23 protein-coding genes are annotated in these 24,618 nt (G+C 71.9%); 10 read left to right on the top strand and 13 right to left on the bottom strand.

Annotated features, from left to right (window positions below; genetic code table 11):
* Positions 1-142 precede the first annotated feature (142 nt).
* Positions 143-1,459 (bottom strand): CynX/NimT family MFS transporter, encoded by a 1,317-nt coding sequence (locus ACIGXP_RS21575; protein WP_399770464.1) that lies wholly within the window; start codon positions 1,457-1,459, stop codon positions 143-145.
* A gap of 82 nt (positions 1,460-1,541) precedes the next feature.
* Between ACIGXP_RS21575 and ACIGXP_RS21570 the strand changes: the two genes are divergently transcribed.
* Positions 1,542-2,234, top strand: a complete 693-nt coding sequence (locus ACIGXP_RS21570; protein WP_399770462.1) for a FadR/GntR family transcriptional regulator — start codon at positions 1,542-1,544, stop codon at positions 2,232-2,234.
* Here the strand turns inward: ACIGXP_RS21570 and ACIGXP_RS21565 are convergent.
* The 3 genes from ACIGXP_RS21565 to fabG all read right to left on the bottom strand — a co-directional run bounded on the left by ACIGXP_RS21565 (position 2,212) and on the right by fabG (position 4,235).
* Positions 2,212-2,562: a hypothetical protein gene (locus tag ACIGXP_RS21565; protein ID WP_363220434.1), complete on the bottom strand. Its 351-nt coding sequence runs from the start codon at positions 2,560-2,562 to the stop codon at positions 2,212-2,214. The genes ACIGXP_RS21570 and ACIGXP_RS21565 overlap by 23 nt on opposite strands.
* A gap of 195 nt (positions 2,563-2,757) precedes the next feature.
* Positions 2,758-3,525, bottom strand: a complete 768-nt coding sequence (gene fabI, locus ACIGXP_RS21560) for an enoyl-ACP reductase FabI (RefSeq protein ID WP_363218805.1) — start codon at positions 3,523-3,525, stop codon at positions 2,758-2,760.
* A gap of 5 nt (positions 3,526-3,530) precedes the next feature.
* Complete coding sequence (fabG, locus tag ACIGXP_RS21555) at positions 3,531-4,235, bottom strand: 3-oxoacyl-[acyl-carrier-protein] reductase (protein ID WP_360093361.1); 705 nt, start codon at positions 4,233-4,235, stop codon at positions 3,531-3,533.
* Positions 4,236-4,483: 248 nt separating this feature from the next.
* Between fabG and ACIGXP_RS21550 the strand changes: the two genes are divergently transcribed.
* The 3 genes from ACIGXP_RS21550 to tyrS all read left to right on the top strand — a co-directional run bounded on the left by ACIGXP_RS21550 (position 4,484) and on the right by tyrS (position 8,732).
* On the top strand, positions 4,484-6,007 hold the full coding sequence (locus tag ACIGXP_RS21550; protein WP_399770459.1) for a TldD/PmbA family protein: 1,524 nt from the start codon (positions 4,484-4,486) through the stop codon (positions 6,005-6,007).
* On the top strand, positions 6,004-7,398 hold the full coding sequence (locus ACIGXP_RS21545; protein WP_399770457.1) for a metallopeptidase TldD-related protein: 1,395 nt from the start codon (positions 6,004-6,006) through the stop codon (positions 7,396-7,398). The genes ACIGXP_RS21550 and ACIGXP_RS21545 overlap by 4 nt, the downstream gene beginning before the upstream one ends.
* 65 nt (positions 7,399-7,463) lie before the next feature.
* Positions 7,464-8,732 (top strand): tyrosine--tRNA ligase, encoded by a 1,269-nt coding sequence (gene tyrS / locus ACIGXP_RS21540; RefSeq protein WP_363218802.1) that lies wholly within the window; start codon positions 7,464-7,466, stop codon positions 8,730-8,732.
* Between the two features lie 124 nt (positions 8,733-8,856).
* On the opposite strand, the gene ACIGXP_RS21535 is transcribed toward tyrS, so the two are convergent.
* Positions 8,857-9,141: a GlsB/YeaQ/YmgE family stress response membrane protein gene (locus tag ACIGXP_RS21535; RefSeq protein WP_399770454.1), complete on the bottom strand. Its 285-nt coding sequence runs from the start codon at positions 9,139-9,141 to the stop codon at positions 8,857-8,859.
* Positions 9,142-9,341: 200 nt separating this feature from the next.
* Here ACIGXP_RS21535 and ACIGXP_RS21530 point away from each other — a divergent pair, with 200 nt between their 5' ends.
* Both ACIGXP_RS21530 and ACIGXP_RS21525 read left to right on the top strand, forming a co-directional pair.
* A complete protein-coding gene (locus ACIGXP_RS21530) occupies positions 9,342-9,737 on the top strand; it encodes a DUF3099 domain-containing protein (RefSeq protein WP_399770451.1) in 396 nt (131 codons plus the stop codon).
* Positions 9,738-9,973: 236 nt separating this feature from the next.
* Complete coding sequence (locus ACIGXP_RS21525; protein WP_363218799.1) at positions 9,974-10,192, top strand: hypothetical protein; 219 nt, start codon at positions 9,974-9,976, stop codon at positions 10,190-10,192.
* Between the two features lie 47 nt (positions 10,193-10,239).
* Here ACIGXP_RS21525 and moaA read toward each other — a convergent pair whose 3' ends face one another.
* The 3 genes from moaA to ACIGXP_RS21510 form a co-directional block, all read right to left on the bottom strand.
* Positions 10,240-11,229 (bottom strand): GTP 3',8-cyclase MoaA, encoded by a 990-nt coding sequence (gene moaA / locus ACIGXP_RS21520; protein ID WP_399770448.1) that lies wholly within the window; start codon positions 11,227-11,229, stop codon positions 10,240-10,242.
* A 171-nt stretch (positions 11,230-11,400) separates the two neighbouring features.
* A complete protein-coding gene (locus tag ACIGXP_RS21515; protein WP_363218797.1) occupies positions 11,401-13,026 on the bottom strand; it encodes a cation acetate symporter in 1,626 nt (541 codons plus the stop codon).
* Complete coding sequence (locus ACIGXP_RS21510) at positions 13,023-13,379, bottom strand: DUF485 domain-containing protein (RefSeq protein WP_399770446.1); 357 nt, start codon at positions 13,377-13,379, stop codon at positions 13,023-13,025. Before ACIGXP_RS21510 ends, ACIGXP_RS21515 begins: the two co-directional genes overlap by 4 nt.
* A gap of 261 nt (positions 13,380-13,640) precedes the next feature.
* On the opposite strand from ACIGXP_RS21510, the gene ACIGXP_RS21505 reads away from it, so the two are divergent.
* The 4 genes from ACIGXP_RS21505 (at position 13,641) to ACIGXP_RS21490 (ending at position 19,368) form a co-directional block, all read left to right on the top strand.
* A complete protein-coding gene (locus ACIGXP_RS21505) occupies positions 13,641-15,170 on the top strand; it encodes a S8 family peptidase (RefSeq protein WP_399770444.1) in 1,530 nt (509 codons plus the stop codon).
* Between the two features lie 78 nt (positions 15,171-15,248).
* Positions 15,249-16,766, top strand: a complete 1,518-nt coding sequence (locus tag ACIGXP_RS21500) for a S8 family peptidase (RefSeq protein ID WP_399770441.1) — start codon at positions 15,249-15,251, stop codon at positions 16,764-16,766.
* A gap of 48 nt (positions 16,767-16,814) precedes the next feature.
* Positions 16,815-18,191, top strand: coding sequence for a CoA transferase (locus tag ACIGXP_RS21495; protein ID WP_399770438.1), 1,377 nt, complete (start codon positions 16,815-16,817; stop codon positions 18,189-18,191).
* 100 nt (positions 18,192-18,291) lie between these two features.
* Complete coding sequence (locus ACIGXP_RS21490; RefSeq protein WP_399770436.1) at positions 18,292-19,368, top strand: CopD family protein; 1,077 nt, start codon at positions 18,292-18,294, stop codon at positions 19,366-19,368.
* Here ACIGXP_RS21490 and ACIGXP_RS21485 read toward each other — a convergent pair.
* The 5 genes from ACIGXP_RS21485 to ACIGXP_RS21465 all read right to left on the bottom strand — a co-directional run bounded on the left by ACIGXP_RS21485 (position 19,311) and on the right by ACIGXP_RS21465 (position 24,617).
* Complete coding sequence (locus tag ACIGXP_RS21485) at positions 19,311-20,360, bottom strand: zinc-dependent alcohol dehydrogenase family protein (RefSeq protein ID WP_399770433.1); 1,050 nt, start codon at positions 20,358-20,360, stop codon at positions 19,311-19,313. The two genes, ACIGXP_RS21490 and ACIGXP_RS21485, sit on opposite strands and share 58 nt — an antisense overlap.
* A gap of 111 nt (positions 20,361-20,471) precedes the next feature.
* A complete protein-coding gene (locus tag ACIGXP_RS21480; RefSeq protein ID WP_363218790.1) occupies positions 20,472-21,182 on the bottom strand; it encodes a VIT family protein in 711 nt (236 codons plus the stop codon).
* A 25-nt stretch (positions 21,183-21,207) separates the two neighbouring features.
* Positions 21,208-22,437 (bottom strand): amidohydrolase family protein, encoded by a 1,230-nt coding sequence (locus tag ACIGXP_RS21475; protein ID WP_399770431.1) that lies wholly within the window; start codon positions 22,435-22,437, stop codon positions 21,208-21,210.
* Entirely contained in the window at positions 22,434-23,720 is a 1,287-nt protein-coding gene (locus ACIGXP_RS21470; protein WP_363218788.1) for an amidohydrolase family protein, read from the bottom strand. The genes ACIGXP_RS21475 and ACIGXP_RS21470 overlap by 4 nt, the downstream gene beginning before the upstream one ends.
* 12 nt (positions 23,721-23,732) lie before the next feature.
* Positions 23,733-24,617 (bottom strand): SDR family NAD(P)-dependent oxidoreductase, encoded by an 885-nt coding sequence (locus ACIGXP_RS21465; protein ID WP_399770428.1) that lies wholly within the window; start codon positions 24,615-24,617, stop codon positions 23,733-23,735.
* Between the last annotated feature and the right edge of the window lies 1 nt (position 24,618).

Here is a 24,618-nt window from a genome sequence, read left to right as displayed (position 1 = left end):
CCGGCCGAACGGGAGCCGGGCGGGGCGGGCGCGCCCGCGCCACCGCCCCACCGGAGCCGGCCGACCCGCCCGACATGGGAGTACGCAGCTGGGGCCGCCCAGCCCGCCCTCCGGGCGAACGGCAGGAGTGCGACGACAGGACCTAGCGGCCGGCCTCGTCCTCCACCGTGCGGTCGCGGCCCGCCAGGAAGCCCACCGCCATCTGCGGCACCATCAGGCCCGTCATGAGGGCGATCGGCATTCCCCAGCCGCCGCTGTGCTGGTAGAGCACGCCGACCAGCAGCGGGCCGGGAATGGAGATCAGATAGCCGGTGCTCTGCGCGAACGCGGACAGCTGGGCCACGCCCTGGCCGCTCCTGGCCCGCATGCCGACCATGGTCAGGGCCAGCGGGAAGGCGCAGTTGGAGACGCCGAGCAGCAGCGCCCAGGCCCAGGCTCCGGCCGCCGGCGCGATGTACAGGCCGGCGTATCCGGCGAGGCCGCACACGCCCAGGACCAGCGCGATCGGGCCCTGCTGGGGCAGCCGGGTGGCGACCCGCGGGATGACGAAGGCCAGCGGCACGCCCATCACCATGGTGACGGCGAGCAGCAGGCCCGCGGTGCCGGCCGGCACGCCGGCGTCCCGGAAGATCTGCGGCATCCAGCCCATGGTGATGTAGGCGGCGGTGGCTTGCAGGCCGAAGAAGACGGCGAGCGCCCAGGCGGTGCGGCTGCGGGTGATGCGCAGTGGTGCGTGCCGTTCCGCCGCCGCCCGCCCCTGCTCCTGCGGCCGTGGGGGCGCGGTGCCGCGCTCGCGTACGAGCGGCAGCCAGGGCAGGACGGCGGCGCCGGCGAGGGCGGCCCACACGGCGAGGCCGGACTGCCAGCTGCCGCCCATGGCGTCCGTCAGGGGCACGGTCACCGCTGCGGCCAGGGAGGTGCCGAGGGCGAGGGCCATCGAGTACAGACCGGTCATGGAGCCGACCCGGTCGGGGAACCAGCGCTTGACGATGACCGGCATGAGCACGTTGCTGACGGCGATGCCCATCAGGGCGAGCGCGCTGGCGGCCAGGAAGCCGGCCGTGCTGCCGAGATACGGCCGTATCAGCAGACCCGCGGTGATGGCGGCCATCCCGGCGCACACCACGGCGGCCGGCCCGAAGCGGCGGGCCAGGCGGGGCGCGGTGACCCCGAAGACCGCGAAGCACAGCGGGGGCACGGAGGTGAGCAGGCCCGCCACGCTGCCGCTCATGCCGAGCCCGTCGCGGACCTCCTCCAGGAGCGCGCCGAGGCTCGTGATGGCCGGGCGGAGGTTCAGCGCGGACAGCACGATGCCGGCCACGACCAGGCGGGGCGCCCACGCGCGCGTGCGGCCCGCGCCGGGGGGCGTCTCGGGGGTGCTCGTCGCGGCGGCCGTACCGCGTTCGGTCGGTGACATCGCCGTACGGGTCTCCACTGTCCGGGTTTCCTCACTCGCCATGCCAGCCATCATAGAATCATGGGATGATTGGTTGTCCACTCCCGGGGAGTCCGAGCCCGGGACCGTCGTGCGAAGGTGGGCCATGCCCCTGAGCCACCCGCGCCGTTCGGCGCTGTCCGAGCAGGTCATCGCAGAACTGCGCAACCAGATCACCTCCGGCGAGTGGCCGGTCGGCTCGCGCATCCCCACGGAACCGGAACTGGTCGAACAGCTCGGAGTCGCCCGCAACACGGTCCGCGAGGCCGTCCGCGCGCTCGCCCACAACGGCCTGCTGGACATCCGGCAGGGCTCGGGCACCTATGTGGTGGCGACGAGCGAGCTGGCCGGCGTCATGCACCGCCGGTTCGCCGACGCCGACCCCCGGCACATCGCGGAGCTGCGCGCCGCATTGGAGTCGGCGGCGGCGAGGCTGGCCGCCGAGCGGCGCACCGAGAAGGACCTCAAGCAGCTGGACACACTGCTGGAGCGGCGCGAGGCGGCCTGGGAGGCGGGCGAGGCGGAGGCCTTCGTGACCGCCGACGCCACCTTCCACCTGGCCGTGGTGGCCGCCTCGCACAACGACGCGATGACGGCGATGTACGCCGATCTGGGCGAGGTGCTGCGCGACTGGCTGCGCGCGGACGTGGGTGCGGAGCTGACACCGGAGACGCACATGGAGCACACACGCCTGGTGGACGCGATCCGCGCCGGGGACGCGGAGGCAGCGGCGGCCGAGGCCGCGAGCTATCCGTTCCTGTGCCGCCCGGGCCGGTTCAGCGCTCCCTCTGGTGGCTGATCCACACCGACCGGACTTCCTTCCAGCACCGGCCGGCGAGCCGTACGGTCATGGCGGGCTCGGTGTCCACCGGTGCGCTGTCCGTGTCGATGTCCCACCAGCGGGCGCACTCGATGTGCAGCCGCACGCGATCGGTGTCGACATAGGGGTTGTGGCAGTGGGCCACCACGTGGGAGCCGCGCACGGTCGTCCGGCAGGCGGCCCCGAAGAGGTTCGGCGCGGGTGGCTTTCCGTCGCCCACGCGCGCGTAGGGCATCGCCTCGTACGGCACGGAGAGCACGAGGGCCACGGCCACGGTCACCGGGGCGAGGCTGCGGGACAGGCGCACAAGGGGGACCTCCTCGGCCGGGCTGCGGAGGGACGCGTGAGGGAACCCGTAATTCAGGGTGCGCCGCCCCGGCCGGTGGGCGCCCGGCCGGTGGGCCGAACGGGTGACGCCCACGCCTTGGTCACACCACGGCCGGGGCCCGCGCCTCCGAAGAGGTGCGGGCCCCGGCCGTGGGTCAGCTGTGAGCGGCAGCGGTCACGCGCCGATCGCGTGCAGACCGCCGTCCACGTGGATGATCTCGCCGGTGGTCTTCGGGAACCAGTCGCTCAGCAGGGCGACGATGCCCTTGCCGGCCGGCTCCGGGTCCTTGAGGTCCCACTCCAGCGGGGCGCGGGAGTCCCAGACGGAGGCCAGCTCGGCGAAGCCCGGGATGGACTTGGCGGCCATGGAGCCGATCGGGCCGGCCGAGATGAGGTTGCAGCGGATGTTCTGCTTGCCCAGGTCGCGGGCGATGTAGCGGCTGGTCGCCTCCAGGGCGGCCTTGGCCGGGCCCATCCAGTCGTACTGCGGCCAGGCGTACTGGGCGTCGAAGGTGAGGCCGACGACCGAGCCGCCGTTCTGCATCAGCGGCAGGCAGGCCATGGTCAGCGACTTCAGGGAGTACGCCGAGACGTGCATGGCGGTGGCCACGGACTCGAACGGCGTGTTGAGGAAGTTGCCGCCGAGCGCGTCCTGCGGCGCGAAGCCGATGGAGTGCACGACGCCGTCGAGGCCGCCCAGCTCCTCGCCGACGATGTCGGCCAGCCGCCCGAGGTGCTCGTCGTTGGTGACGTCCAGCTCGATGACCTTGGTGGGCTTCGGCAGCTTCTTGGCGATGCGCTCGGTCAGGGTGGGCCGCGGGAACGCGGTCAGGATGATCTCCGCGCCCTGTTCCTGGGCCAGCTTGGCCGCGTGGAAGGCGATGGAGGACTCCATCAGCACGCCGGTGATCAGGACGCGCTTGCCCTGGAGGATTCCGCTCATGGTGATCAGTGACCCATTCCCAGTCCGCCGTCAACGGGGATGACGGCTCCAGTGATGTACGAGGCGTCGTCCGAAGCGAGGAACCGCACCGTCGCGGCGATCTCCTCGGGCTGCGCGTAACGGCCGAGCGGCACCTGCGACACGATGTTCTGGCGCTGCTCGTCGGTGAGCGCCTTGGTCATGTCGGTGTCGACGAAACCGGGCGCGACGACGTTGAAGGTGAGGTTGCGCGAGCCCAGCTCACGGGCCAGGGAGCGCGCGAAGCCGACCAGGGCGGCCTTGGAGGCGGCGTAGTTCGCCTGGCCCGCCGAGCCGAGCAGGCCCACCACGGACGAGATCAGGATGACGCGGCCCTTCTTGGCGCGCAGCATGCCGCGGTTGGCCCGCTTGACGACGCGGAAGGTGCCGGTGAGGTTGGTGTCGATGACCGAGGTGAAGTCCTCCTCGGACATGCGCATCAGGAGCTGGTCCCTGGTCACGCCGGCGTTGGCGATCAGGACCTCGACCGGACCGTGCTGGTCCTCGATCTCCTTGTAGGCCTGCTCCACCTGCTCCGGGTCGGTGATGTCGCACTTGACGGCCAGGAAGCCGGCCGGCGGCTCACCCGAGCGGTACGTGATGGCGACCTTGTCGCCGGCGTCGGCGAATGCGCGGGCGATGGCGAGGCCGATGCCCCGGTTGCCTCCGGTGACGAGAACCGAGCGGCTCAACGGATCACCCTTTCGATAGCGGTCTGCAGATGTCCGACAACCCGCCCGAACACCTGGATGACAGGCGGCTTCATCGAAAACCTATCGGTCGCGCCGCGCGGGTGGGCAATCGGGCACCGACAGTGGCGAGGGGGTGTCGCTGTCGGATCCCTACAGAACGCCCCGGGTCCGGGCCTGAAACATGTGGTCCGCCGGGCCGCTGCCAGGACATGATCGGACCGACAGGCCACGACAGCAGGGAGACCTCCGTGCCCCATTCCATCGACGAAGCCTTCACCGCGCTTCCCCTACGGGCCCTCGCCGACGCCGCGCTGGCACGCGCGCGTGCGCTCGGGGCCGAGCACGCGGACTTCCGTCTCGAGCGGGTGCGCAGCGCGTCCTGGCGGCTGCGCGACGCCAAGCCCGCCGGTTCGTCGGACACCACCGATCTCGGGTACGCGGTGCGGGTCGTGCACGGCGGCACATGGGGCTTCGCGTCCGGGGTGGACCTGACCCTCGACGCGGCCGCGAAGGTCGCCTCGCAGGCCGTGGCCATGGCCAAGCTGTCCGCGCAGGTGATCAAGGCGGCCGGTTCGGACGAGCGCGTGGAGCTGGCCGACGAGCCGGTGCACGCCGACAGGACGTGGATCTCGTCGTACGAGATCGACCCCTTCTCCGTGCCCGCCGAGGAGAAGGCGGCACTGCTCGCGGAGTGGAGCACGCGGCTGCTGGCCGCGGACGGCGTCAATCACGTGGACGCCTCGCTGCTCACCGTGCACGAGAACAAGTTCTACGCCGACACCGCCGGGACCGTGACGACCCAGCAGCGGGTGCGGCTGCATCCGGAGCTGACCGCCGTGTCGGTCGACGAGTCGAGCGGGGAGTTCGACTCCATGCGGACCATCGCGCCGCCCGTGGGGCGCGGCTGGGAGTATCTGACCGGCACCGGCTGGGACTGGGACGCCGAGCTGGAGCGGATCCCGGAGCTGCTCGCCGAGAAGATGCGGGCGCCGAGCGTGGAGCCGGGCCTGTACGACCTGGTGGTCGACCCGTCCAACCTGTGGCTGACCATCCACGAGTCCATCGGGCATGCCACGGAGCTGGACCGGGCACTCGGCTACGAGGCCGCGTACGCCGGCACCTCCTTCGCCACCTTCGACCAGCTGGGCAAGCTGAGGTACGGCTCCGAGCTGATGAACGTCACCGGGGACCGCACCGCCGAGCACGGGCTCGCGACCATCGGGTACGACGACGAGGGCGTCGCGGCGCAGTCCTGGGACCTGGTGAAGGACGGCACGCTGGTCGGCTACCAGCTGGACCGGCGGATCGCGCGCCTGACCGGGTTCGACCGGTCCAACGGGTGCGCGTACGCCGACTCCCCCGCCCATGTGCCGGTGCAGCGCATGGCCAACGTGTCCCTGCAGCCGGATCCGGCCGGGCTGTCCACGGAGGACCTGATCGGGGGCGTCGACCGGGGCATCTACGTGGTCGGTGACCGGTCCTGGTCGATCGACATGCAGCGGTACAACTTCCAGTTCACCGGGCAGCGCTTCTTCAGGATCGAGAACGGGCGGATCACCGGGCAGCTGAAGGACGTGGCCTACCAGGCGACCACCACCGACTTCTGGGGCTCGATGGCGGCTGTGGGCGGTCCGCAGACCTACGTCCTCGGCGGCGCCTTCAACTGCGGAAAGGCCCAGCCCGGACAGGTGGCCGCCGTGTCGCACGGGTGCCCCTCCGCCCTCTTCAAGGGCGTCAACATTCTGAACACCACGCAGGAGGCCGGTCGATGAGCGCCCGTACCCACAAGCCGCACGAGATCGTCGAGCAGGCGCTCGCGCTGTCCCGGGCCGACGGCTGCGTCGTCATCGCCGACGAGCACTCCACCGCCAACCTGCGCTGGGCGGGCAACGCGCTCACCACGAACGGCGTGACGCGCGGTCGTACGCTCACCGTGATCGCGACCGTGGACGGCAAGGAGGGCACCGCCTCCGGTGTCGTGTCGCGCTCGGCGGTCACCGCTCAGGAGCTGGAGCCGCTGGTGCGGGCCGCCGAGGCCGCCGCGCGGGGGGCGGGGCCCGCCGAGGACGCGCAGCCGCTGGTCGCTGATGTGCCGCAGTCGCCCGACTTCACGGACGCGCCGGCCGAGACCTCCTCCGCGGTGTTCGCCGACTTCGCGCCGGCGCTCGGCGAGGCGTTCGCACGCGCGCGTGCGGGCGGCCGTGAGCTGTACGGCTTCGCCAACCACGAGCTGGTGTCGACGTACCTGGGCACGTCCACCGGGCTGCGTCTGCGGCACGACCAGCCCACCGGCACGCTGGAGCTGAACGCCAAGTCGCCCGACCGTACGCGCTCGGCCTGGGCGGGCCGCGCCACGCGGGACTTCAAGGACATCGACCCCGGGGCGCTCGACGCCGAACTGGCCGTACGGCTCGGCTGGGCGGAGCGGCGCGTGGAGCTGCCCGCCGGCCGGTACGAGACGCTGCTGCCGCCGAGTGCGGTCGCGGACCTGCTGATCTACCAGCTGTGGTCGGCATCGGGCCGGGACGCCGCCGAGGGCCGGACGGTGTTCTCCAAGCCGGGCGGCGGCACGCGCGTGGGCGAGAGGCTCAGCGAGCTGCCGCTGACCCTGCGCAGCGACCCGAACGAGCCGGGTCTGGAGTGCCCGCCCTTCGTGGTCGCCCACTCCTCCGGCGGCGACCAGTCCGTGTTCGACAACGGTCTGCCGACCCACAGCACGGAGTGGCTCAGCGAGGGCGTGCTCAAGCACCTGACCACCACCCGGCACAGCGCGGGCCTGACCGGGCTGCCGGTCGCCCCGGTGCTGGGGAACCTGATCCTGGACGGCGGGGGCGACCGTTCGCTGGAGGAGATGGTCGCGGGCACCGAGCGCGGCCTGCTGCTGACCTGTCTGTGGTACATCCGCGAGGTCGACCCGGCGACGCTGCTGCTCACCGGCCTGACCCGGGACGGCGTCTACCTCGTCGAGAACGGCGAGGTGACCGGGCAGGTGAACAACTTCCGGTTCAACGAGTCGCCGGTGCACCTGCTGCGGCGGGCCACGGAGGCGGGCCGTACGGAGAAGACGCTGCCGCGCGAGTGGAGCGACTGGTTCACGCGGGCCGCGATGCCCGCGCTGCGGATCCCGGATTTCAACATGAGCTCTGTCAGTCAGGGCGTATAACCTCGTAGGCGTTCGTGGTCGGGGTCACCCGGCCGCCCGAAGATCACCGAGGAGACACGAGAACCGTGACGGACATCGTCGACGAGCTGAAGTGGCGCGGGCTGTTCGCCCTGTCCACTGACGAGGACGCTTTGCGCAAGGCGCTCGCGGACGGTCCCGTCACGTTCTATTGCGGTTTCGACCCGACAGCGCCGTCACTGCACGTGGGGCACCTGGTGCAGGTGCTCACCGTGCGCCGGCTGCAGCAGGCCGGGCACCGGCCGCTGGCGCTGGTGGGCGGCGCGACGGGCCTGATCGGCGACCCGCGCCCGACGGCGGAGCGCACGCTGAACGACCCGGAGACGGTGGCCGGTTGGGTCGGCAAGCTGCGCGCCCAGATCGAGCCGTTCCTGTCCTTCGAGGGCGAGAACGCGGCCGTCATGGTCAACAACCTCGACTGGACCGCGAACCTCTCCGCGATCGAGTTCCTGCGGGACATCGGCAAGCACTTCCGGGTCAACAAGATGCTGACGAAGGACTCCGTGGCCCGCCGTCTGGAGTCGGACCAGGGCATCAGCTACACGGAGTTCAGCTACCAGATCCTGCAGGGCATGGACTTCCTGCAGCTGTACCGGCGGTACGGCTGCACGCTCCAGCAGGGCGGCAGCGACCAGTGGGGCAACCTCACGGCGGGTCTCGACCTGATCCACCGGCTGGAGCCGGGCGCCGAGGCGCACGCCCTGGCCACCCCGCTGATGACCAAGGCGGACGGCACCAAGTTCGGCAAGACCGAGAGCGGCGCCGTCTGGCTCGACCCGGAGATGACCACGCCGTACGCGTTCTACCAGTTCTGGCTGAACGTGGACGACCGGGACATCTCGAAGTACATGCGGATCCTGTCCTTCAAGTCCCGCGAGGAGCTGGAGGAGCTCGAACGGCAGACCGAGGAGCGTCCGCAGGCCCGAGCGGCGCAGCGTGCGCTCGCCGAGGAGCTGACGACGCTGGTGCACGGGGCCGACCAGACGGCCGCGGTGGTCGCCGCGTCCCGTGCCCTGTTCGGGCAGGGAGAGCTGGCGGAGCTGGACAGCCGGACGCTGGCGGCGGCGCTGTCGGAGGTGCCGCACGTCCAGGTCGCCGAGCTGGGTCCGGTGGTCGACCTGTTCGCCGAGGTCGGTCTCGTGGCCAGCAAGTCCGCTGCGCGGCGGACGGTGAAGGAGGGCGGGGCCTACGTGAACAACGTCAAGGTCGCCTCGGAGGACGCCGTTCCGGGCAAGGAGGACCTGCTGGACGGGCGGTGGCTGGTGCTGCGGCGCGGCAAGAAGAACCTGGCGGCTGTGGAGGTCGTTGCCGGGTAGCGCCACAGGGGCGTGGGTGCTCCGCGAGGTGCGGCTTTCGTCGGGGTTCTCGCGCCCCCCGCGGCGGAGCCGCATGTCGATTCAGCCCCGCGCCCCTTTCGGGGCGCTTGCCCTCAGCGTGTCGTCACGCTCCGACCCGCTCGTGCTTCTTTCCCACAGTCGCCATGTAGAGGGCGTCCACCGCCGCGACGATGATGATCGCGGCGACCAGCTGGAAGATGTGCCGGCTCCAGTCGATGCCGGGGGTCGCCGCTACGCCGACGGCGCGGGCGACCGCGTTGCCCACGATGGCGCCCAGCATGCCGCAGATGGTGGTCAGCCACAGCGGACTGTGCTGCTTTCCCGGGATGACCGCCTTGGCGATGATGCCCAGCACGAATCCCACGATGATCGCCCACAACCAGCCCATGGCTGCCTCCTCGTACGGCTCGACGTGAGCATTACGGCCAGTGTGGGCCGGTGGACCGTGCGGCGCATGTCGGACTCCCCCGGGCGCGCCCGGCCGGGACGTCATCGCAGGCAGTGGGCCACCCGGTCTCGTAGGCGGCGTGACCACGGCGTAACGTGGGAGATCGGGCAGGGTCCGATGCGTGCGGATGGTGGATTGTGATGCGGAAACAGCACGGCGGCGGCAGCGTCCAGGTGTTCCGGATCACCGGGGCCCGGACGGGACTCGCCGAGGACGTACGGAGCCGGCAGCGGCGGTACGTGATCTCGATGACGATCCGCACGGCGTCGGTGATTCTCGCTGTCTCGCTGTGGAACGTCGAGCGGTACGTCGCGTTCGTGGCGCTCGTGCTCGGTGCGCTTCTCCCCTATGTCGCCGTGGTGATCGCGAACGCGGGCCGGGAGCGGCCGCCGTCCCTCCCGTCGACGTTCATCACCACGCCGATGCGGCCGATGATCACGCCGCCGCAGGCGGAGGAGACGCAGGAGCAGTCCGTTCCGCAGGATTCGGCGGCTCGTCCGGCGGGGGCGCGCGGTGAGCATCCCGACCCCGTGTGACCATGGCGGACACGGCCGGAAGCTGCGGAAGCGGAACGGCGCCGCCCGTCAAGCTCAAGAAAAGCTCAGATCAATCGTGCAGTTCCAGTGCCGGTCGGCGGGGTAGCCGTGACATACTGCGTACGCGCTCCGCATCCCCCGTCGGAGCGACGGACCGACGCCGGGCAGCTCCCCCCGTGGCTGCTCGGCGTCGCCTTGTTTGCGCCCCTTCTGCGAGACGAACCCGAGACGAACCTGTGAGTGACGAGACCCCGGTCTGCTCCGCCAAGGGCTGCCGCGCCGATGCGGTGTGGGTGCTGGCGTGGAACAACCCGAAGATCCATACGCCGGAGCGGCGCAAGACGTGGCTCGCCTGCGAGGAGCACCGCGAGCATCTGTCGCAGTTCCTCGGGGTGCGGGGCTTCTTGAAGGACGTGGTCAGGTTCGCGGACTGGCAGGAGCCCGAGGGGGCCTGAAGCCCGAGGGGGCCTGAAGCCGGAAAGGCTCCTGGAACCGAAGGCGCCTAGCCGCCGATCGCCGACATCGGTCGGTCCGGCTGGACGAACGACGGGTCGTCCAGGCCCGCTCCCGCCTTCTTGCCCCACATCGCCAGTTTCCAGATGCGGGCGATCTCCTCGTCCGGGGCGCCGGAGCGCAGGGCCGCGCGGAGGTCGGTCTCCTCGGTCGCGAACAGGCAGGTGCGTATCTGGCCGTCGGCCGTGAGGCGGGTGCGGTCGCAGGCCGCGCAGAACGGGCGGGTGACCGAGGCGATGACGCCGACCCGGTGCGGGCCGCCGTTCACGAGCCAGCGCTCCGCCGGGGCCGAGCCGCGTGTGCCGGCGCCCTCGGGGGTGAGGTCGAAGCGGGTGCGCAGGGAGGCGAGGATGTCCCCGGCGGTGACCATGCTGTCCCGCTTCCAGCCGTGCTGGGCGTCCAGGGGCATCTGCTCGATGAACCGGAGTTCGTAGTCCTGCTCCACGGCCCAGGCCAGCAGGTCGGGGGCCTCGTCCTCGTTCAGGCCCGGCATCAGGACCGTGTTGACCTTGACCGGGGTGAGGCCGGCCTCGCGGGCGGCCTGGAGCCCTTCGAGGACGTCCTTGTGGCGGTCGCGGCGGGTCAGGGTCTTGAAGACGTCCGGGCGGAGGGTGTCCAGGGAGACGTTGACCCGGTCGAGGCCGGCGGCCTTCAGGGCGGTGGCGGTGCGCCTGAGGCCGATGCCGTTGGTGGTGAGGGACATCTGGGGGCGCGGGGCGAGGGCCGCGACCCGCTCGACGATGCCGACGAGGCCCGGGCGCAGCAGCGGCTCGCCGCCGGTGAAGCGGACCTCCTCGATGCCGAGGAGCCGCACGGCGATGTCGATGAGGCGGACGATCTCGTCGTCCGTGAGCAGGTCGGGCTTGGCCAGCCACTGCAGGCCCTCCTCGGGCATGCAGTACGTGCAGCGCAGATTGCAGCGGTCGGTCAGCGAGACCCTCAGGTCGGTGGCCACTCGGCCGTAGGTGTCGATGAGCACGTGGGCCCCCTCCCTCGAATCCCGGAGTCATTGTCTTCCGTCACTTGCGAGCCTACGTGACACCGCTGACAACGACAGCGACCCGATCCGACGAGGTACGACGGGGCCGCGTCGTAGGACCCTACAGCCCCTTCACGACGCGGCCGTCGTACGAACCTCAGTGCACCGGCGTCAGTGCGCTCCGGTGCCGGTCAGGGACCGCACCTCCAGTTCGGCGTACTTGCCGGCGTCCGGGGTCTCCTTCGACAGCAGGGTGCCCACGGCGCCGAGCAGGAATCCGACGGGGATGGAGATGATGCCGGGGTTCTCCAGCGGGAACCAGTGGAAGTCGACGCCGGGGAACATCGAGGCCGGCTTGCCGGAGACCACCGGCGAGAACAGCACCAGGCCGACCGCGGTGAACAGGCCGCCGTAGATCGACCACAGGGCTCCGGAGGTGGTGAACCGCTTCCAGAACAGGCTGTAGAGGATGGTCGGCAGGTTGGCGGAGGCGGCGACCGCGAAGGCAAGGGCGACCAGGCCGGCCACGTTCAGGTCGCGGGCGAGGGCGCCGAGGACGATGGAGACCGCGCCGATGCCGACGGTCGCCCAGCGGGCCGCGCCGAGCTCCTGCTTCTCGGTGGCCTGCCCCTTCCTGATGACGTTGGCGTAGATGTCGTGCGCGAAGGAGGACGACGAGGCCAGGGTCAGGCCCGCGACGACCGCGAGGATCGTGGCGAAGGCGACGGCGGAGATGGTGGCGAGCAGGATCGCGCCCCAGTTGGAGTCGGTGCCGCCCAGGTGCAGCGCCAGCAGGGGAGCGGCCGTGTTGCCCGCCTTGTTGGAGGCGATGATCTCGTCCGGCTTGATCAGAGCCGCCGCGCCGAAGCCGAGGGCGAGGGTCATCAGGTAGAAGGCGCCGATCAGGCCGATCGCCCAGATGACGGACTTACGGGCGGCCTTCGCCGTCGGCACGGTGTAGAAGCGGATCAGGATGTGCGGCAGGCCCGCGGTGCCGAGTACCAGGGCGAGGCCGAGCGAGATGAAGTCCAGTTTGGTCGTGCCGGTGGCGCCGTACTTCAGGCCCGGCTCCAGGAAGGCCGCGCCCTTGCCGCTGTTGTCGGCGGCCCTGCCGAGCAGATCGGAGATGTTGAAGTGGAACTTCAGCAGGACCAGGAAGGTCAGCAGCAGGGCGCCGGCGATCAGGAGCACCGCCTTGACCATCTGGACCCAGGTGGTGCCCTTCATGCCGCCGATGGTGACGTACACGATCATCAGGACGCCGACCAGGGCGACGATGCCGATCTTGCCGCCATCGCTGGTGATGCCCAGCAGCAGCGAGACGAGGACGCCTGCGCCCGCCATCTGGGCGAGCAGATAGAAGATCGACACAACGATGGTGGAGGTGCCGGCGGCCGTGCGGACGGGGCGCTGGCGCATGCGGTAGGCCAGTACGTCGCCCATGGTGTAGCGGCCGGAGTTGCGCAGTGGCTCGGCGACCAGCAGCAGGGCGACGAGCCAGGCGACGAGGAAGCCGATGGAGTACAGGAAGCCGTCGTAGCCGAACAGGGCGATGGCGCCCGCGATGCCGAGGAAGGACGCGGCGGACATGTAGTCGCCGGAGACGGCGAGGCCGTTCTGGAAGCCGGTGAACTGGCGTCCGCCCGCGTAGAAGTCGGCGGCGTCCTTGGTCTGGCGGCCGGCCCAGACGGTGATGACGAGGGTCGCGGCGACGAACACCGCGAACAGGGTGATGATCAGCGTCCGGTGCTCGCTCGCCTCACCGGCGGCCAGCAGGGTGTGCTGCGCGGGGCTCATGCGCCGCCCTCCATCCGGGACTTGATGGCCTCCGCCTTGGGATCGAGCTCGGCGGCGGCGTGCCGGGCGTACCACCAGGCGATGAGGAAGGTGGTGAGGAACTGGGCCAGGCCCAGGACGAGGGCAACGTTGATGTTGCCGGCCACCTTGGTGCCCATGAAGCCGCCCGCGTAGTTGGACAGCAGGACGTACAGCAGGTACCAGGCGGTGAAGGCGATGGTCAGCGGGAAGGCGAAGGAGCGGTGGGCGCGGCGCAGTTCCCCGAACTCCGCGCTCTGCTGCACATCGACGAACTCCTCGGTGGAGGGAAGCGGCGCCCCCGGTGTCGCGGGGGGCGGTGTCTCGGTGGCCACGGAGTCTCCTCGCGTTGCGGATGCTGTGAGTGGACGGGGGCTCGATGGTGCTCGCGCTCCCTGCCCGAGGTCCACGGCGCCACGCGAGGACCGGTTCAAGTCCTATGAGTTCTTTCGCAAGCGCTCTTGGTGAGTCATTGCCAAGTCATTGCTGAGGGGTGAGGCGGGGGGATAGCTTCTGCCTGCAACACCCGTCATGTACCTGCCCGAGCACCGATCTGTGTCTCGGGCGGTTCTGTATCCGGATGATGTGGAGATCCCATGGCTCATCTGCGCTCCAGACGCCGTCTCGCACTCGCCGTGCCGGTCGTGCTGTCGCTGACCGCCTCGCTCGGTTTCCTGCCGTCGACGGCCTCGGCGGCACCGGTCGCGGCCCCGGCGGCGCGGGCGGCGGACGACGGACCGAATCTCGCGTACGTGGTCAACACCCGTACGGATCACCGCACGATCGAGTCGGTGCAGCGCGAGATCACCCGCAACGGCGGCACCGTCGTGGCCCGTTACGACGGGATCGGCGTGATCGTCGTGCACTCGGCGAAACCCGACTTCGGGGCACGGATGCGCGCGGTGCGCGGGGTCGACTCGGCGGGCGCCACGCGTACGGCGCCGCTGAGCGCCGCGGGGACGACCGACGAGGGCGCGGTGCAGGTCCTGTCGAAGGCGCAGGCTGCGAAGCTCGCCGCGCGTGCGACGGCGGGTGAGGAGCCGCTGGAGGCGGACCAGTGGGATCTGCGGGCGATCGGCGCCGACGAGGCCGCGCGGATCAACCCTGGCAGCAGGAACGTGACCGTCGGTGTCATCGACACCGGCGTGGACGACACCCACCCGGACATAGCCCCGAACTTCTCCGCCTCGCAGTCGGCGAACTGTGTGAGCGGCAAGGCGGACACGACCTACGGCGCCTGGCGTCCGGCGGACGCCGATCACTATCACGGCACCCATGTGGCCGGCGAGATAGCCGCGGCCCGCAACGGCATCGGCGTGGCGGGCGTGGCGCCGGGCGTGAAGGTCGCGAGCATCACGGTGTCCCAGCCGGACGCGACCTCGCTGTTCTATCCGGAGAGCGTGGTCTGCGCCTTCGTGTTCGCCGCGGACCACGGCATCCAGATCACCAACAACAGCTACTACGTTGATCCATGGCTGTACAACTGCATGGATGATCCCGATCAACGTGCCATCGTTGACGCGGTCAACAGGGCGCAGTCGTATGCACAGCGCAAGGGCACGCTCAACGTGGCGGCCGCGGGCAACTCCAACGACGACCTGGACGCAAACGCCCTCACGGACGAGTCCAGCCCCGACGACTCGACCGCCACGACCCGCACGGTCGACCCGCACGAGTGCTTCGACGTGCCGACCCAGCTGCCCGGCGTGGTGACCGTGAGCGCGGTGGGTGTGAAGGGCGCCAAGTCGTACTACTCCAGCTACGGCCAGGGCGTGATCGACGTGGCGGGGCCGGGCGGCGACAAGTACCAGATCCCGGACACGCCGTCGAAGAACGGACGCATCCTGTCCACGCTGCCGAACGACAAGTACGGCTTCCTCCAGGGCACCTCGATGGCGTCGCCGCACGTGGCCGCGGTCGCCGCGCTGCTGAAGTCGGCGCATCCGTACGCCACTCCGGCCCAGCTGCAGGCCCTGCTGAAGGCGGAGGCGGACAACCCGGGCTGCCCGAGCGGGCCCTACGACGGGGACGGGGACGGGGTCGTGGACGCGACCTGCGTCGGCGGCAAGCGGGTCAACGGCTTCTACGGCTTCGGCGTCGTCGACGCGCTGCGCGCGGTCAAGTAGCAAAGCGAAGCAGCCGCTTCCTCCCGGACTTCCCGCACGGCACGCTCGTACCGCGAACGAACTGGAGAGAACTGACCCATGACAGCGCCCAAGCAGCGCTACCGCCGCGCCCTCGCGATCCCGGCCGGGATGGCCCTCGCCACGGCCCTGGCGTTCCTGCCCGACGTCACCGCGTCCGCGGCGGACCACAGCCCGGCGGCCACCGCCGACGGGCCCCTGCTCAGCTATGTCGTCAACGTCCGGCCGGGACACGGCGTCCCGGCGCATGTGCAGAAGGCGATCGCCGAGGCCGGCGGCTCGGTGGTGATCGCGTACGACCGGATCGGTGTGATCGTCGTCCACTCCGCCAACCCCGGCTTCGCCCGGCAGATCCGTACGGTGCGCGGGGTTGACTCGGCCGGTGCCACGCGCAACGCGCCGCTGCCCGCACAGTCCACGACCGACATGGGCACGCCGAAGGTGCTGAGCGCAGGGCAGGTGGCCGGCGCCAGGGCCGCCGACGGCCAGGACCCGCTGGAGCCGCTGCAGTGGGACCTGCCGGCCATCAGGGCGGACAAGGCGCACGAGAAGACCCTGGGCAGCCCGGACGTGACGGTCGCGGTCATCGACACCGGCGTGGACGACACCCACCCGGACATCGCGCCCAACTTCGACCGTTCGGCCTCCGTCAACTGTGTGTCCGGCAAGCCCGACACGACGGACGGGGCCTGGCGGCCGAGCGCGTCGGAGAGCCCGCACGGCACGCACGTGGCGGGTGAGATCGCGGGCGCGAAGAACGGCGTCGGCATCACGGGTGTGGCACCCGGGGTCGAGGTGGCCGGGATCAAGGTCGGCAACCCGAAGGGGTACTTCTACACCGAGGCCGTGGTGTGCGGTTTCGTGTGGGCGGCCGAGCACCACGTCGACGTGACCAACAACAGCTATTACACCGACCCGTGGTACTTCAACTGCACCGGCGACCCGGACCAGAAGGCGCTGGTCGACGCGATCACCCGGGCCACGCGGTATGCGGAGCGGAAGGGCACGGTCAATGTGGCGGCGGCCGGCAACGAGAACTACGACCTCGCGTCCGACTCGATCACCGACCCGTCCTCCCCGAACGACGGCACCCCGTCGGACCGGGTGGTCGACCCGCACACGTGCTACGACATACCGACCCAGCTGCCGGGCGTCGTGACGGTCGCGGCGACGGGCGCGAAGGGACTGAAGTCCTCCTTCTCCAACTACGGCCTCGGCGTGATCGACATCGCTGCGCCGGGCGGCGACTCGACCGCCTACCAGAAGCCGGCGCCCCCGGCGACCAGCGGGCAGATCCTCGGCCCGCTGCCGGGCGGCAAGTGGGGATACATGGCCGGGACGTCGATGGCGGCGCCGCATGTCGCGGGCGTTGCCGCATTGATCAAGTCAACCCATCCGCACGCTCCGGCCTCCCTGGTCAAGGCGCTGCTGTACGCGGAGGCCGACGCCACGCCGTGCACGGACCCGTACGACATCAACGGCGACGGCAAGGTCGACGCCGTGTGCGAGGGCCCGAGGAACTACAACGGCTTCTACGGCTTCGGTACGGCGGACGCACTGGCCGCAGTGACCGGGTAGACCGGCCTACCGTGCATATTGATTCAGTCAATACTGCATAGTGCAGTCATGACTGGAATCAACTTCGCGTGGTCCGCTCTGGGCGGCGATCCCGCCCATCTCGCACGGCTCACCACCGTGCCGCGGGAGGGCGCGCTCCGGGCGCGCCTTCCCGTACGGGAACTCGCCCGCGGCAGCGTAGGCGCCTGTGCGCTGGCCGCCGCGGAGCTGGCGGCCCGCCGGGCCGGCCTCAGCGAGCTGCCCGGCGTCCGGGTCGACGACGGCGCCGTCGCGGCCGCCTTCCACAGCGAACGGCATCTGCTGGTCGACGGGCGGGCGCCGGTCGTCTTCGCGCCGCTGTCCCGGTTCTGGCGGACGGCCGACGGCTGGGTGCGCACCCACGCCAACTACCCCCACCACCGGGCCCGGTTGCTCGACGCGCTCGGCCTGTCCGCGGACGCCTCGGTGGAGGCGGTGGCCGCCCGGCTCGCCGAACGCTCCGCGCCGGAGGTCGAGAAGGCGGTGTACGGCGCCGGCGGCCTCGCCGTGGCCCTGCGCACCCCGGAGGAGTGGCAGGCGCACGAGCAGGCCGCCGAGGTGGCCGCACGGCCGCTGGTCGAGCGCGAGCGGCCCACCACGGCGCCCGCGCGCGTGCTCACTCCCCTGGACCCGGCCGCCGCCCCCCTGCTGCCCGCCGCCGGCCTGCGCGTACTGGACCTCACCCGGGTCCTCGCCGGTCCGGTCGCCACCCGCACCCTCGCCCTGCTGGGTGCGGACGTGCTCCGCCTGGACGCCCCCTGGCTGCCCGAACTCCCCGACCAGCACGCCGACACGGGTTTCGGGAAGCGGTCCGCCACGCTCGACCTGGGCGCCGACCGGGACACCTTCGAGGAGCTGCTGGCCTCGGCCGACGTCGTCGTCACCGGCTACCGGCCGGGCGCACTCGACCGGTTCGGGCTCTCCCCGGAGGCGCTGTTCGCGCGCCGGCCCGGGCTGGTCGTCGCGCAGGTCTCGGCGTGGGGAGCGTACGGCCCCTGGGGCGGGCGACGCGGCTTCGACAGCCTGGTACAGGTGGCGACCGGTATCGCGGCGACCGAGGGTTCGGCCGCGGAGCCCGGTGCGCTGCCCGCACAGGCGCTGGACCACGGCACCGGCTACCTGCTGGCGGCGGCCGTTCTTCGGGCGCTGACCGAGCAGTCGTACGACGGCGGCGGCCGATGGGTGCGGGTGGCCCTGGCCCGGACCGCGCTCTGGCTGACGGACGGGATCCGGCCGACCACGGCCACGGGTGCGCCGTACGAGGGGCCGAAGGCCTGGCTGACGGAGACCGGCAGCCCGCTCGGCCGGCTGCGGCACACGTTGCCGCCGGTGTCCTTCAGGGGCGGCCCCGCCGACTGGGCACGGCCCCCGGTGCCCTGGGGCTCGGACACCGTCCGCTGGCGGTGAGTACGCGGGCGGCCGGAAACGTACGGATGCGCGGAATGCCGTACTGCCAGTTGTTTTCCGGGACTTGCCCGGTTCTGCGGCGACTGGCGAAGCTCACCGAGTGCGCTTGATACGACCGTCCGCCGAGGTGGGCGACGAAGCCGGCCGCGCCCGCCGGTCCGGCACCGGCCGGGCCGCCGCCCTGCTGGTCCTGGTGGCACTGGGCACCCTGATCCCGCTGCTCGGGCCGTCGGCGGCGCTGCACGGCACCGGGGAGGCCGCCGCGCCGGGGACCGGCGGCATCGGGCTAATGCGCGCGGTGCTGTGCGCCGCGCTCGGCGTCCCCCTGGGTGAGCTGTTCGTGCACCGGCTTGCCCGGGGCCTGCCCGGCGTCCCGCCCGAACGGCCGCTCAGCTGGGCGCCGTTCGCCACGGCCGCCGGTTTCGTCGCCGCGCTGGCGCTCGCCTCGGTGGTGGCCGCCGGCAATCTGATCCCGCACCGCCTCGGCCAGATCGACGTCGGCGGCCTGTACGGCTCCCGCGACGGCGAACTGGCGCTGCTGGAGGTCAACGCCTTCCTCCTGGCAGCGGCGGTCTCTCGGCGCCCGGCGGCCCAGGTGTGGCCACTGGCCGCCGTGGTGGTCGCGGAGGCGCTGCGTGCCCATCCCGAGACCGAGCAGAGCCGGCTGGCCGGCTCGGGTCTGACGCTGGTGCATCTGACGTGCGCGGCGCTGTGGGCCGGGGGTCTGCTGCATGTCCTGCGGCTGCTCAGGCTGTGGCGCGGCGACCCGGCCGGGGCCGCGCTGCTCGGCCGCTACGCGCGCGTGGCGGCCGTGCTGCTCGCGGCCGTCACGGCGACGGGCGTGTGCAGCTCGCTGCGCCGGATGCCGTCGGCCACGATTCCGGACCAGCTGACGACGACGGCGTACGGACGCACCCTGCTGGCCAAGGCCGTCCTGGTCGCCGCCGTCGCGCTGCTCGCCCTGTGGGCGCGGATCCGGCTGCGCCGCGCCGGAGACCCGCTGACCGCGTACGCGCCCGCGCGGGCCGAGGTGATCGCGCTGGGCGCGGTCGTCGCGGTCTCGGGCCTGCTCACGGCGCTGCCGCTGCCGATCCGCTGGAGCCAGCCGGCCGTGGCCGGTTACTGGTCGTTGGTGACGAGCACCTTGAGGGCGGTGCGCTCGTCCATGGCCTTGTAGCCGTCGGGGACGCCCTCGATACCGACGGTCATGTCGAACACCGGGGAGGGGTCGATCGTGCCGTCGAGGACGTCGGGGAGCAGGTCCGGGATGTAGGCGCGCACCGGCGCGACCCCGCCGCGCAGGGCGATGTTCCGGTCGAACATGACGCCGAGGTCGAGGCCGGTGCCGCTGCCGTGCGGCACGCCCACGAAGCCGATCGCGCCGCCGTCGCGGGTGATGTTGACGGCCGTGCGCATGGACTGCTCGGTGCCGACCGCCTCCACGACGGCGTGCGCACCCTGACCGCGGGTGAGTTCCCGGACGGCCTCGACGGCCGCGTCCCCGCGCTCGGCGACGACGTCGGTGGCGCCGAAACGGCGCGCGATGTCGGTACGGACCTCGTGCCGGCCCAGCGCGATGATCCGCTCGGCGCCGAGCCGCTTGGCGGCCAGCACGGCGCACAGGCCGACCGCGCCGTCACCGACGACGGCGACCGTGGCGCCGGGACGGGCGCCCGCGCCGAGGGCCGCGTGGTGGCCGGTGCCGAGGACGTCGGAGAGGGTCAGCAGGGCGGACAGCAGGTGGTCGTCGGAGGCCGCGTCCTTGGGCAGCTGGACGAGGGTGCCGTCGGCGAAGGGCACGCGCACCGCCTCGCCCTGACCGCCGTCGTGGCCGACGGAGCCCCAGAAGCCGCCGTGCTCGCAGGACGTCGTCAGGCCCTCGCGGCAGTAGTCGCAGACGCCGTCGGACCACATGAACGGCGCGACCACCAGGTCACCGCGCTTGACCGTACCCACCTCGGAGCCGGTCTCCTCGACGATCCCGAGGAACTCGTGCCCGATGCGCTGGCCCGGCTGCCGGGCCGCCTCACCGCGGTACGCCCACAGGTCGCTGCCGCAGATACAGGCGCGCAGCACCCGCACCACGGCGTCGGTGGGCAGCTGCACCACGGGCTCGGGGACGTCCTCCACACGCATGTCGTACGGGGCGTGGATGGTGGTGGCGCGCATGGCGAGGGTCCTTCTCGTGCGGGATCGTGCGGTGCGCTCAGGGGGTGGTCGAGCGCACTTCACGGTACGCCGTCGCCGCCGCGTGCTGCGCGGCCAGGGTGCCGGAGTCCGCTATACCCCCGCCGCCCCCAGCAGGCTCCCCGCCGCGTACGTCACCCCCATCGCGAGCGCCCCGCCCAGCACGTTCCGCAGCACTGCGCGCCCGGGGTCGGCCGCTCCCAGCCGGGCGCTGCTCCACCCGGTGAGGACGAGCGCGGCCAGTACGGACGCCACAGTGACCTGGAGCCGCCAGGCGGCCGGGGGCAGCACGATGGCCAGCAGGGGCAGCAGCGCGCCGACGGTGAACGCCAGGAAACTCGCCCAGGCCGCGTGCCACGGGTTGGTCAGCTCGTCCGGGTCGATACCGAGCTCCACGCGCGCGTGGGCCTTCAGCGCGTCCCGCGCGGTGAGCTGCTCGGCGGCTTCCCGGGCGACCTCGTGGGACAGCCCGCGCTGCCGAAGCAGCTCGGTCAGCTCCTCCAGCTCCAGCTCCGGCTGCTCGCGCAGCTCCCGCCGCTCCAGGGCCAGCGCGGCCATCTCCGAGTCCCGCTGCGTCGACACGGACACGTACTCCCCGGCCGCCATCGACATGGACCCGGCGAGCAGGCCGGCCAGACCGGCCGTGAGCAGGGCGGCACGGGAGTCCGTCGCACCGGCCACGCCGACGACGAGTCCGGCGGTGGACACGATGCCGTCGTTCGCCCCGAGGACGGCCGCCCGCAGCCAGTTCAGGCGGGAGCCCAGCGCACCGCCGTGCGCCTCGTCATGGGTTGGTTCCGTCACAGCAGGGAGGATCGCACCCCTGCCGTCACCACACCCGCACCGACGCCCCCCGCGCGAACACCGGGCTGGTCGCGTCCGCCGGGGGTTCCGGCAGGGGTTCGGCGATCTCCGCCACCGTGGGGCCGACCTTGGCCGCGACCGAGTCCAGCAGGTCGAGGTCGAAGCCGTAGACGCGGGCGGCGTTGCCGCCGAGCATGGCCGCGAGCTCGTCGTGGGGGACGCCCGCGCAGGCGAAGCGCAGGGCCTCGCGGGTGTAGGGGTGGGTGCCCTCGTCGTGCGGGTAGTCGCTGCCCCACATGATCTTGTCGACGCCGATGCGGTCGCGCAGCGGCACCTCGTGCGGGCGCATGAAGCTGGCGCCGACGAAGCAGTGGTCCCGCCAGACCCGGGAGGGCGGCTCGCCCATGCCGTCGGCGAGTCCGGCACCGAACTTGGCCTCCGCCGTGTCGGCCTGCGCGGACGCGGCGACCAGACGGCCGTGGTAGTAGTCCAGCATGCCGAGCACCCCGGGGATCCAGCCGGAGCCCTGTTCGGTCAGGACCAGTCTCAGCTCCGGGTGACGGCGGAAGGCGCCGCCGAACACCAGGTGCCACAGGGCGCGGTGGGAGAACCAGGTCGTCTCCACCATGAACACCGCGCGGGCGGCCGGTTCCTCGCCGAGCGGCGGGGAGGCCGAGCCGGCGTGGTGGTTGACGGGGACGCCGAGTTCCGCGCAGGTGGCCCAGATCGGGTCGTAGATGCGCGAGTACAGCTCGGGCAGTCCGGAGCCGGGCGGAGTGCCGGGCAGCATCAGGCCGCCCTTGAGGCCCGCCGACGCGGCCCAGCGGATCTCCCTGACGGCCTCCTCGACGTCCCCGAGCAGGATCTGGAAGACACCGGCCCGGCGGCCCGGCGCGGCCGCGCAGAAGTCCGCGAGCCAGCGGTTGTGGGCGCGCAGCCCGGCCCAGCGCCGCTCGAAGTCCTCGGCGCCCGGCGGCGGGGCCATGAGCGAGCCGGACGGGAAGAACGGCGGGATGGTGTTCGGGAAGATCACCTCCGCCACGATCCCGTCCGCCTCCAGCTCCGCGAGGCGCCGCTCGGAGTTCCAGTTGCGGTCGGCGGAGTCGGCGAGCAGGTCCTCGTAGGGGTTGACGTAGGTGGCGGCCCAGACGTCGAAGTCGTCGTGGTACCGCTTCTCCAGGTACGGCCTGTAGTCCAGCAGATCGGCTCCCGCGTGGCAGTCGGCGGAGATCACCGTGTAGCGGTCGTCGTTCATCGGGTCACCCCCAGAACCGGGAAGTCCTCGTCGGTCAGCCAGTGCCGGCCCGTCCCGCGCGAGCGCGCCCAGGACGCCTCCACGGCCGCCTGGTCGGCCGGCTGACCGAGCTCGGCGGGGGTCGGGCCGATACGGCGGGCGAGCGGCGTCAGCCTTGCGACGTCGAAGCCGAAGACCTCCGCCGCCGCGAGGCCCAGCATCCGGCGGGTCTCGTCCACCGGGATGTCGTGGAAGGTACGGCGCAGCCACGCGCGCGTGTCGGGCCAGGTGCCCTCGGGGTGCGGGAAGTCGCTGCCCCAGAGGATGTTGTCGACGCCGATCTCGTACCGCTGGGCCAGCTCACGCCGCTTGGTGTTGGTGGCGCAGACGAACACCTGCCGGTCCAGGTACTCGTGCGGCGGACGCTTCAGCCCCTCGAACGGGGAGAGTTTCTTGCCGCCGTGAGCGCCGAGGTAGAGGCGGTCCATGAACCACAGCAGGTTCGGCAGCCACCAGCAGCCGGACTCGGCGACGCCGAACCGCAGCCCCGGGTGGCGTTCGAAGACTCCGGACCAGAGCAGGAACCACAGCGGCCGGGCCGGCCACCAGGTCACCTCGCTCACGAAGATGCCGAGGTGGTCGCCGTACTCCTCGCGCGGGGCGGCACCGGAGTGGGTGAGCACGGGCATCCGGCACTCGGCGGCGGCCGCCCACACCGGGTCGTAACGCCGGTCGTGGTACGGCTCCTTGCCGGCCCACATCGCCGGGATCATCAGGGCGCCGAGGCCGGACTCCCTGGCCCGGCGGATCTCGGCGACGACCTCGGACACCTCGCCGGTGACCGGCAGCAGGGCGACGCCGCAGTGCCGTTCGGGGTGCTCGGAGACGAAGTCCGCGAGCCAGCGGTTGTGCGCCCGCGCGCCCGCCATGCCCAGCTGCGGGTCCTGGTCGCCGGTGAGGCCGAGGCCCACGCCGAAGGGCGCGGCGGTGCGGCTGTCGACGGCGTCGGCGTCCGGGAAGACCACCTCGGCGGCCACGCCGTCCCCGTCCAGCTCCTTCAGGCGCTGTGCGGTGTCCCAGCCGCCGCGCAGGCCCTCCTCGTTGTCGCGGAACCACTGGTCGGCGAAGGCCTCGTTGCGGATGCCGAGCCGGGTCATCTCCGCGCGGCGCCGGCCCTGGCCGGCGAGGAACTCGTCGAAGTCCCGGTGGAAACGGCTCTCCAGGTAGGGCCGGTACTCCTCGGTGGGCAGTCCGGCGTGGCAGTCGGAGGAGATGATCAGATAGGGGTCGTCGTATGCGCTCACCAGGGCCTCCGCTCAGTCCAGGACGAAGCTTTCGAGGTACGACGGGTTCGCCCGGTCCAGCATCGACCGGGCCCGGGCGCGGATCTGGGCGTCGCTGTGCTCGCTCGCCGGGAGCAGCCAGAAGCGGTCCGCCCGGATACCGGTCACGACGAGGTCGGCGACCTCCTCGACGGGCGTGAAGCGGACCTCCTGGCCGGCCGCGCGCATCGCCTCCTCCCACTGGTCGAGGCTGCGGTACGGGGTCCTGCGCGGGCGCTGCTTGGCGTAGCGGGCGGGGCGGTTGCGGTGCGACTCCCACAGGCCGGTGCGCAGCATGTGCGGACCCGGGAAGAGCACCGAGGCGCCCACGCGCGCGTGCTCGGCCTTCAGGTGGGCGTACAGGGACTCGGTCAGGGTGACGACGGCCGCCTTGGTGACCGCGTACACGGAGGCCGTCGGCAGCGGTGCTATGCCGCCGTCACTGGAGGATGTATTGACCACATGACCGGGTTGACCCGACTTGATCATCCTGGGCACGAACGCCTGGACGCCGTGGAAGACTCCCCACACATTGACGGCGAAGGCCCACCGCCAGTCGTTCGGGTCGTGCTCCCACATCCGGCCCTCGGCGCCCGAGCCGACGCCCGCGTTGTTGCACAGGACGTGCACGGCGCCGTAGGTCTCGTACGCGGCCTCGGCCAGCTCCATGACCTGGGTGCGTTCGCCGACGTCGGCCACGCGCGCGTGCACGTCGGCGCCCTCGGCGCGCAGGCCGGCCGCGGCCTTGTCGAGTGCGGCCTCCTCCACGTCGGCGAGGACCACCTTCAGGCCCTCGGCGGCGAACCGGCGGGCCATCGCGAGCCCGACCCCGCTCGCCGCTCCGGTGACGACGGCGACCTGTCCGGCGTGCAGATCCATG

Origin of the sequence: Streptomyces sp. NPDC053069 (assembly GCF_044546895.1) — a bacterium.
Classification (GTDB): domain Bacteria; phylum Actinomycetota; class Actinomycetes; order Streptomycetales; family Streptomycetaceae; genus Streptomyces.
This window is presented reverse-complemented; position numbering and strand designations above follow the sequence as displayed.

What these genes read in the sequence shown, in the direction of transcription:
- ACIGXP_RS21575 (WP_399770464.1), bottom strand. Translation starts at nt 1,459, where the DNA reads ATGGCGAGTGAGGAAACCCGGACAGTGGAGACCCGTACGGCGATGTCA.
- ACIGXP_RS21570 (WP_399770462.1), top strand. Translation starts at nt 1,542, where the DNA reads ATGCCCCTGAGCCACCCGCGCCGTTCGGCGCTGTCCGAGCAGGTCATC.
- fabI (WP_363218805.1), bottom strand. Translation starts at nt 3,525, where the DNA reads ATGAGCGGAATCCTCCAGGGCAAGCGCGTCCTGATCACCGGCGTGCTG.
- ACIGXP_RS21545 (WP_399770457.1), top strand. Translation starts at nt 6,004, where the DNA reads ATGAGCGCCCGTACCCACAAGCCGCACGAGATCGTCGAGCAGGCGCTC.
- ACIGXP_RS21535 (WP_399770454.1), bottom strand. Translation starts at nt 9,141, where the DNA reads ATGGGCTGGTTGTGGGCGATCATCGTGGGATTCGTGCTGGGCATCATC.
- ACIGXP_RS21530 (WP_399770451.1), top strand. Translation starts at nt 9,342, where the DNA reads ATGCGGAAACAGCACGGCGGCGGCAGCGTCCAGGTGTTCCGGATCACC.
- ACIGXP_RS21515 (WP_363218797.1), bottom strand. Translation starts at nt 13,026, where the DNA reads ATGAGCCCCGCGCAGCACACCCTGCTGGCCGCCGGTGAGGCGAGCGAG.
- ACIGXP_RS21505 (WP_399770444.1), top strand. Translation starts at nt 13,641, where the DNA reads ATGGCTCATCTGCGCTCCAGACGCCGTCTCGCACTCGCCGTGCCGGTC.
- ACIGXP_RS21500 (WP_399770441.1), top strand. Translation starts at nt 15,249, where the DNA reads ATGACAGCGCCCAAGCAGCGCTACCGCCGCGCCCTCGCGATCCCGGCC.
- ACIGXP_RS21495 (WP_399770438.1), top strand. Translation starts at nt 16,815, where the DNA reads ATGACTGGAATCAACTTCGCGTGGTCCGCTCTGGGCGGCGATCCCGCC.
- ACIGXP_RS21485 (WP_399770433.1), bottom strand. Translation starts at nt 20,360, where the DNA reads ATGCGCGCCACCACCATCCACGCCCCGTACGACATGCGTGTGGAGGAC.
- ACIGXP_RS21475 (WP_399770431.1), bottom strand. Translation starts at nt 22,437, where the DNA reads ATGAACGACGACCGCTACACGGTGATCTCCGCCGACTGCCACGCGGGA.
- ACIGXP_RS21465 (WP_399770428.1), bottom strand. Translation starts at nt 24,617, where the DNA reads ATGGATCTGCACGCCGGACAGGTCGCCGTCGTCACCGGAGCGGCGAGC.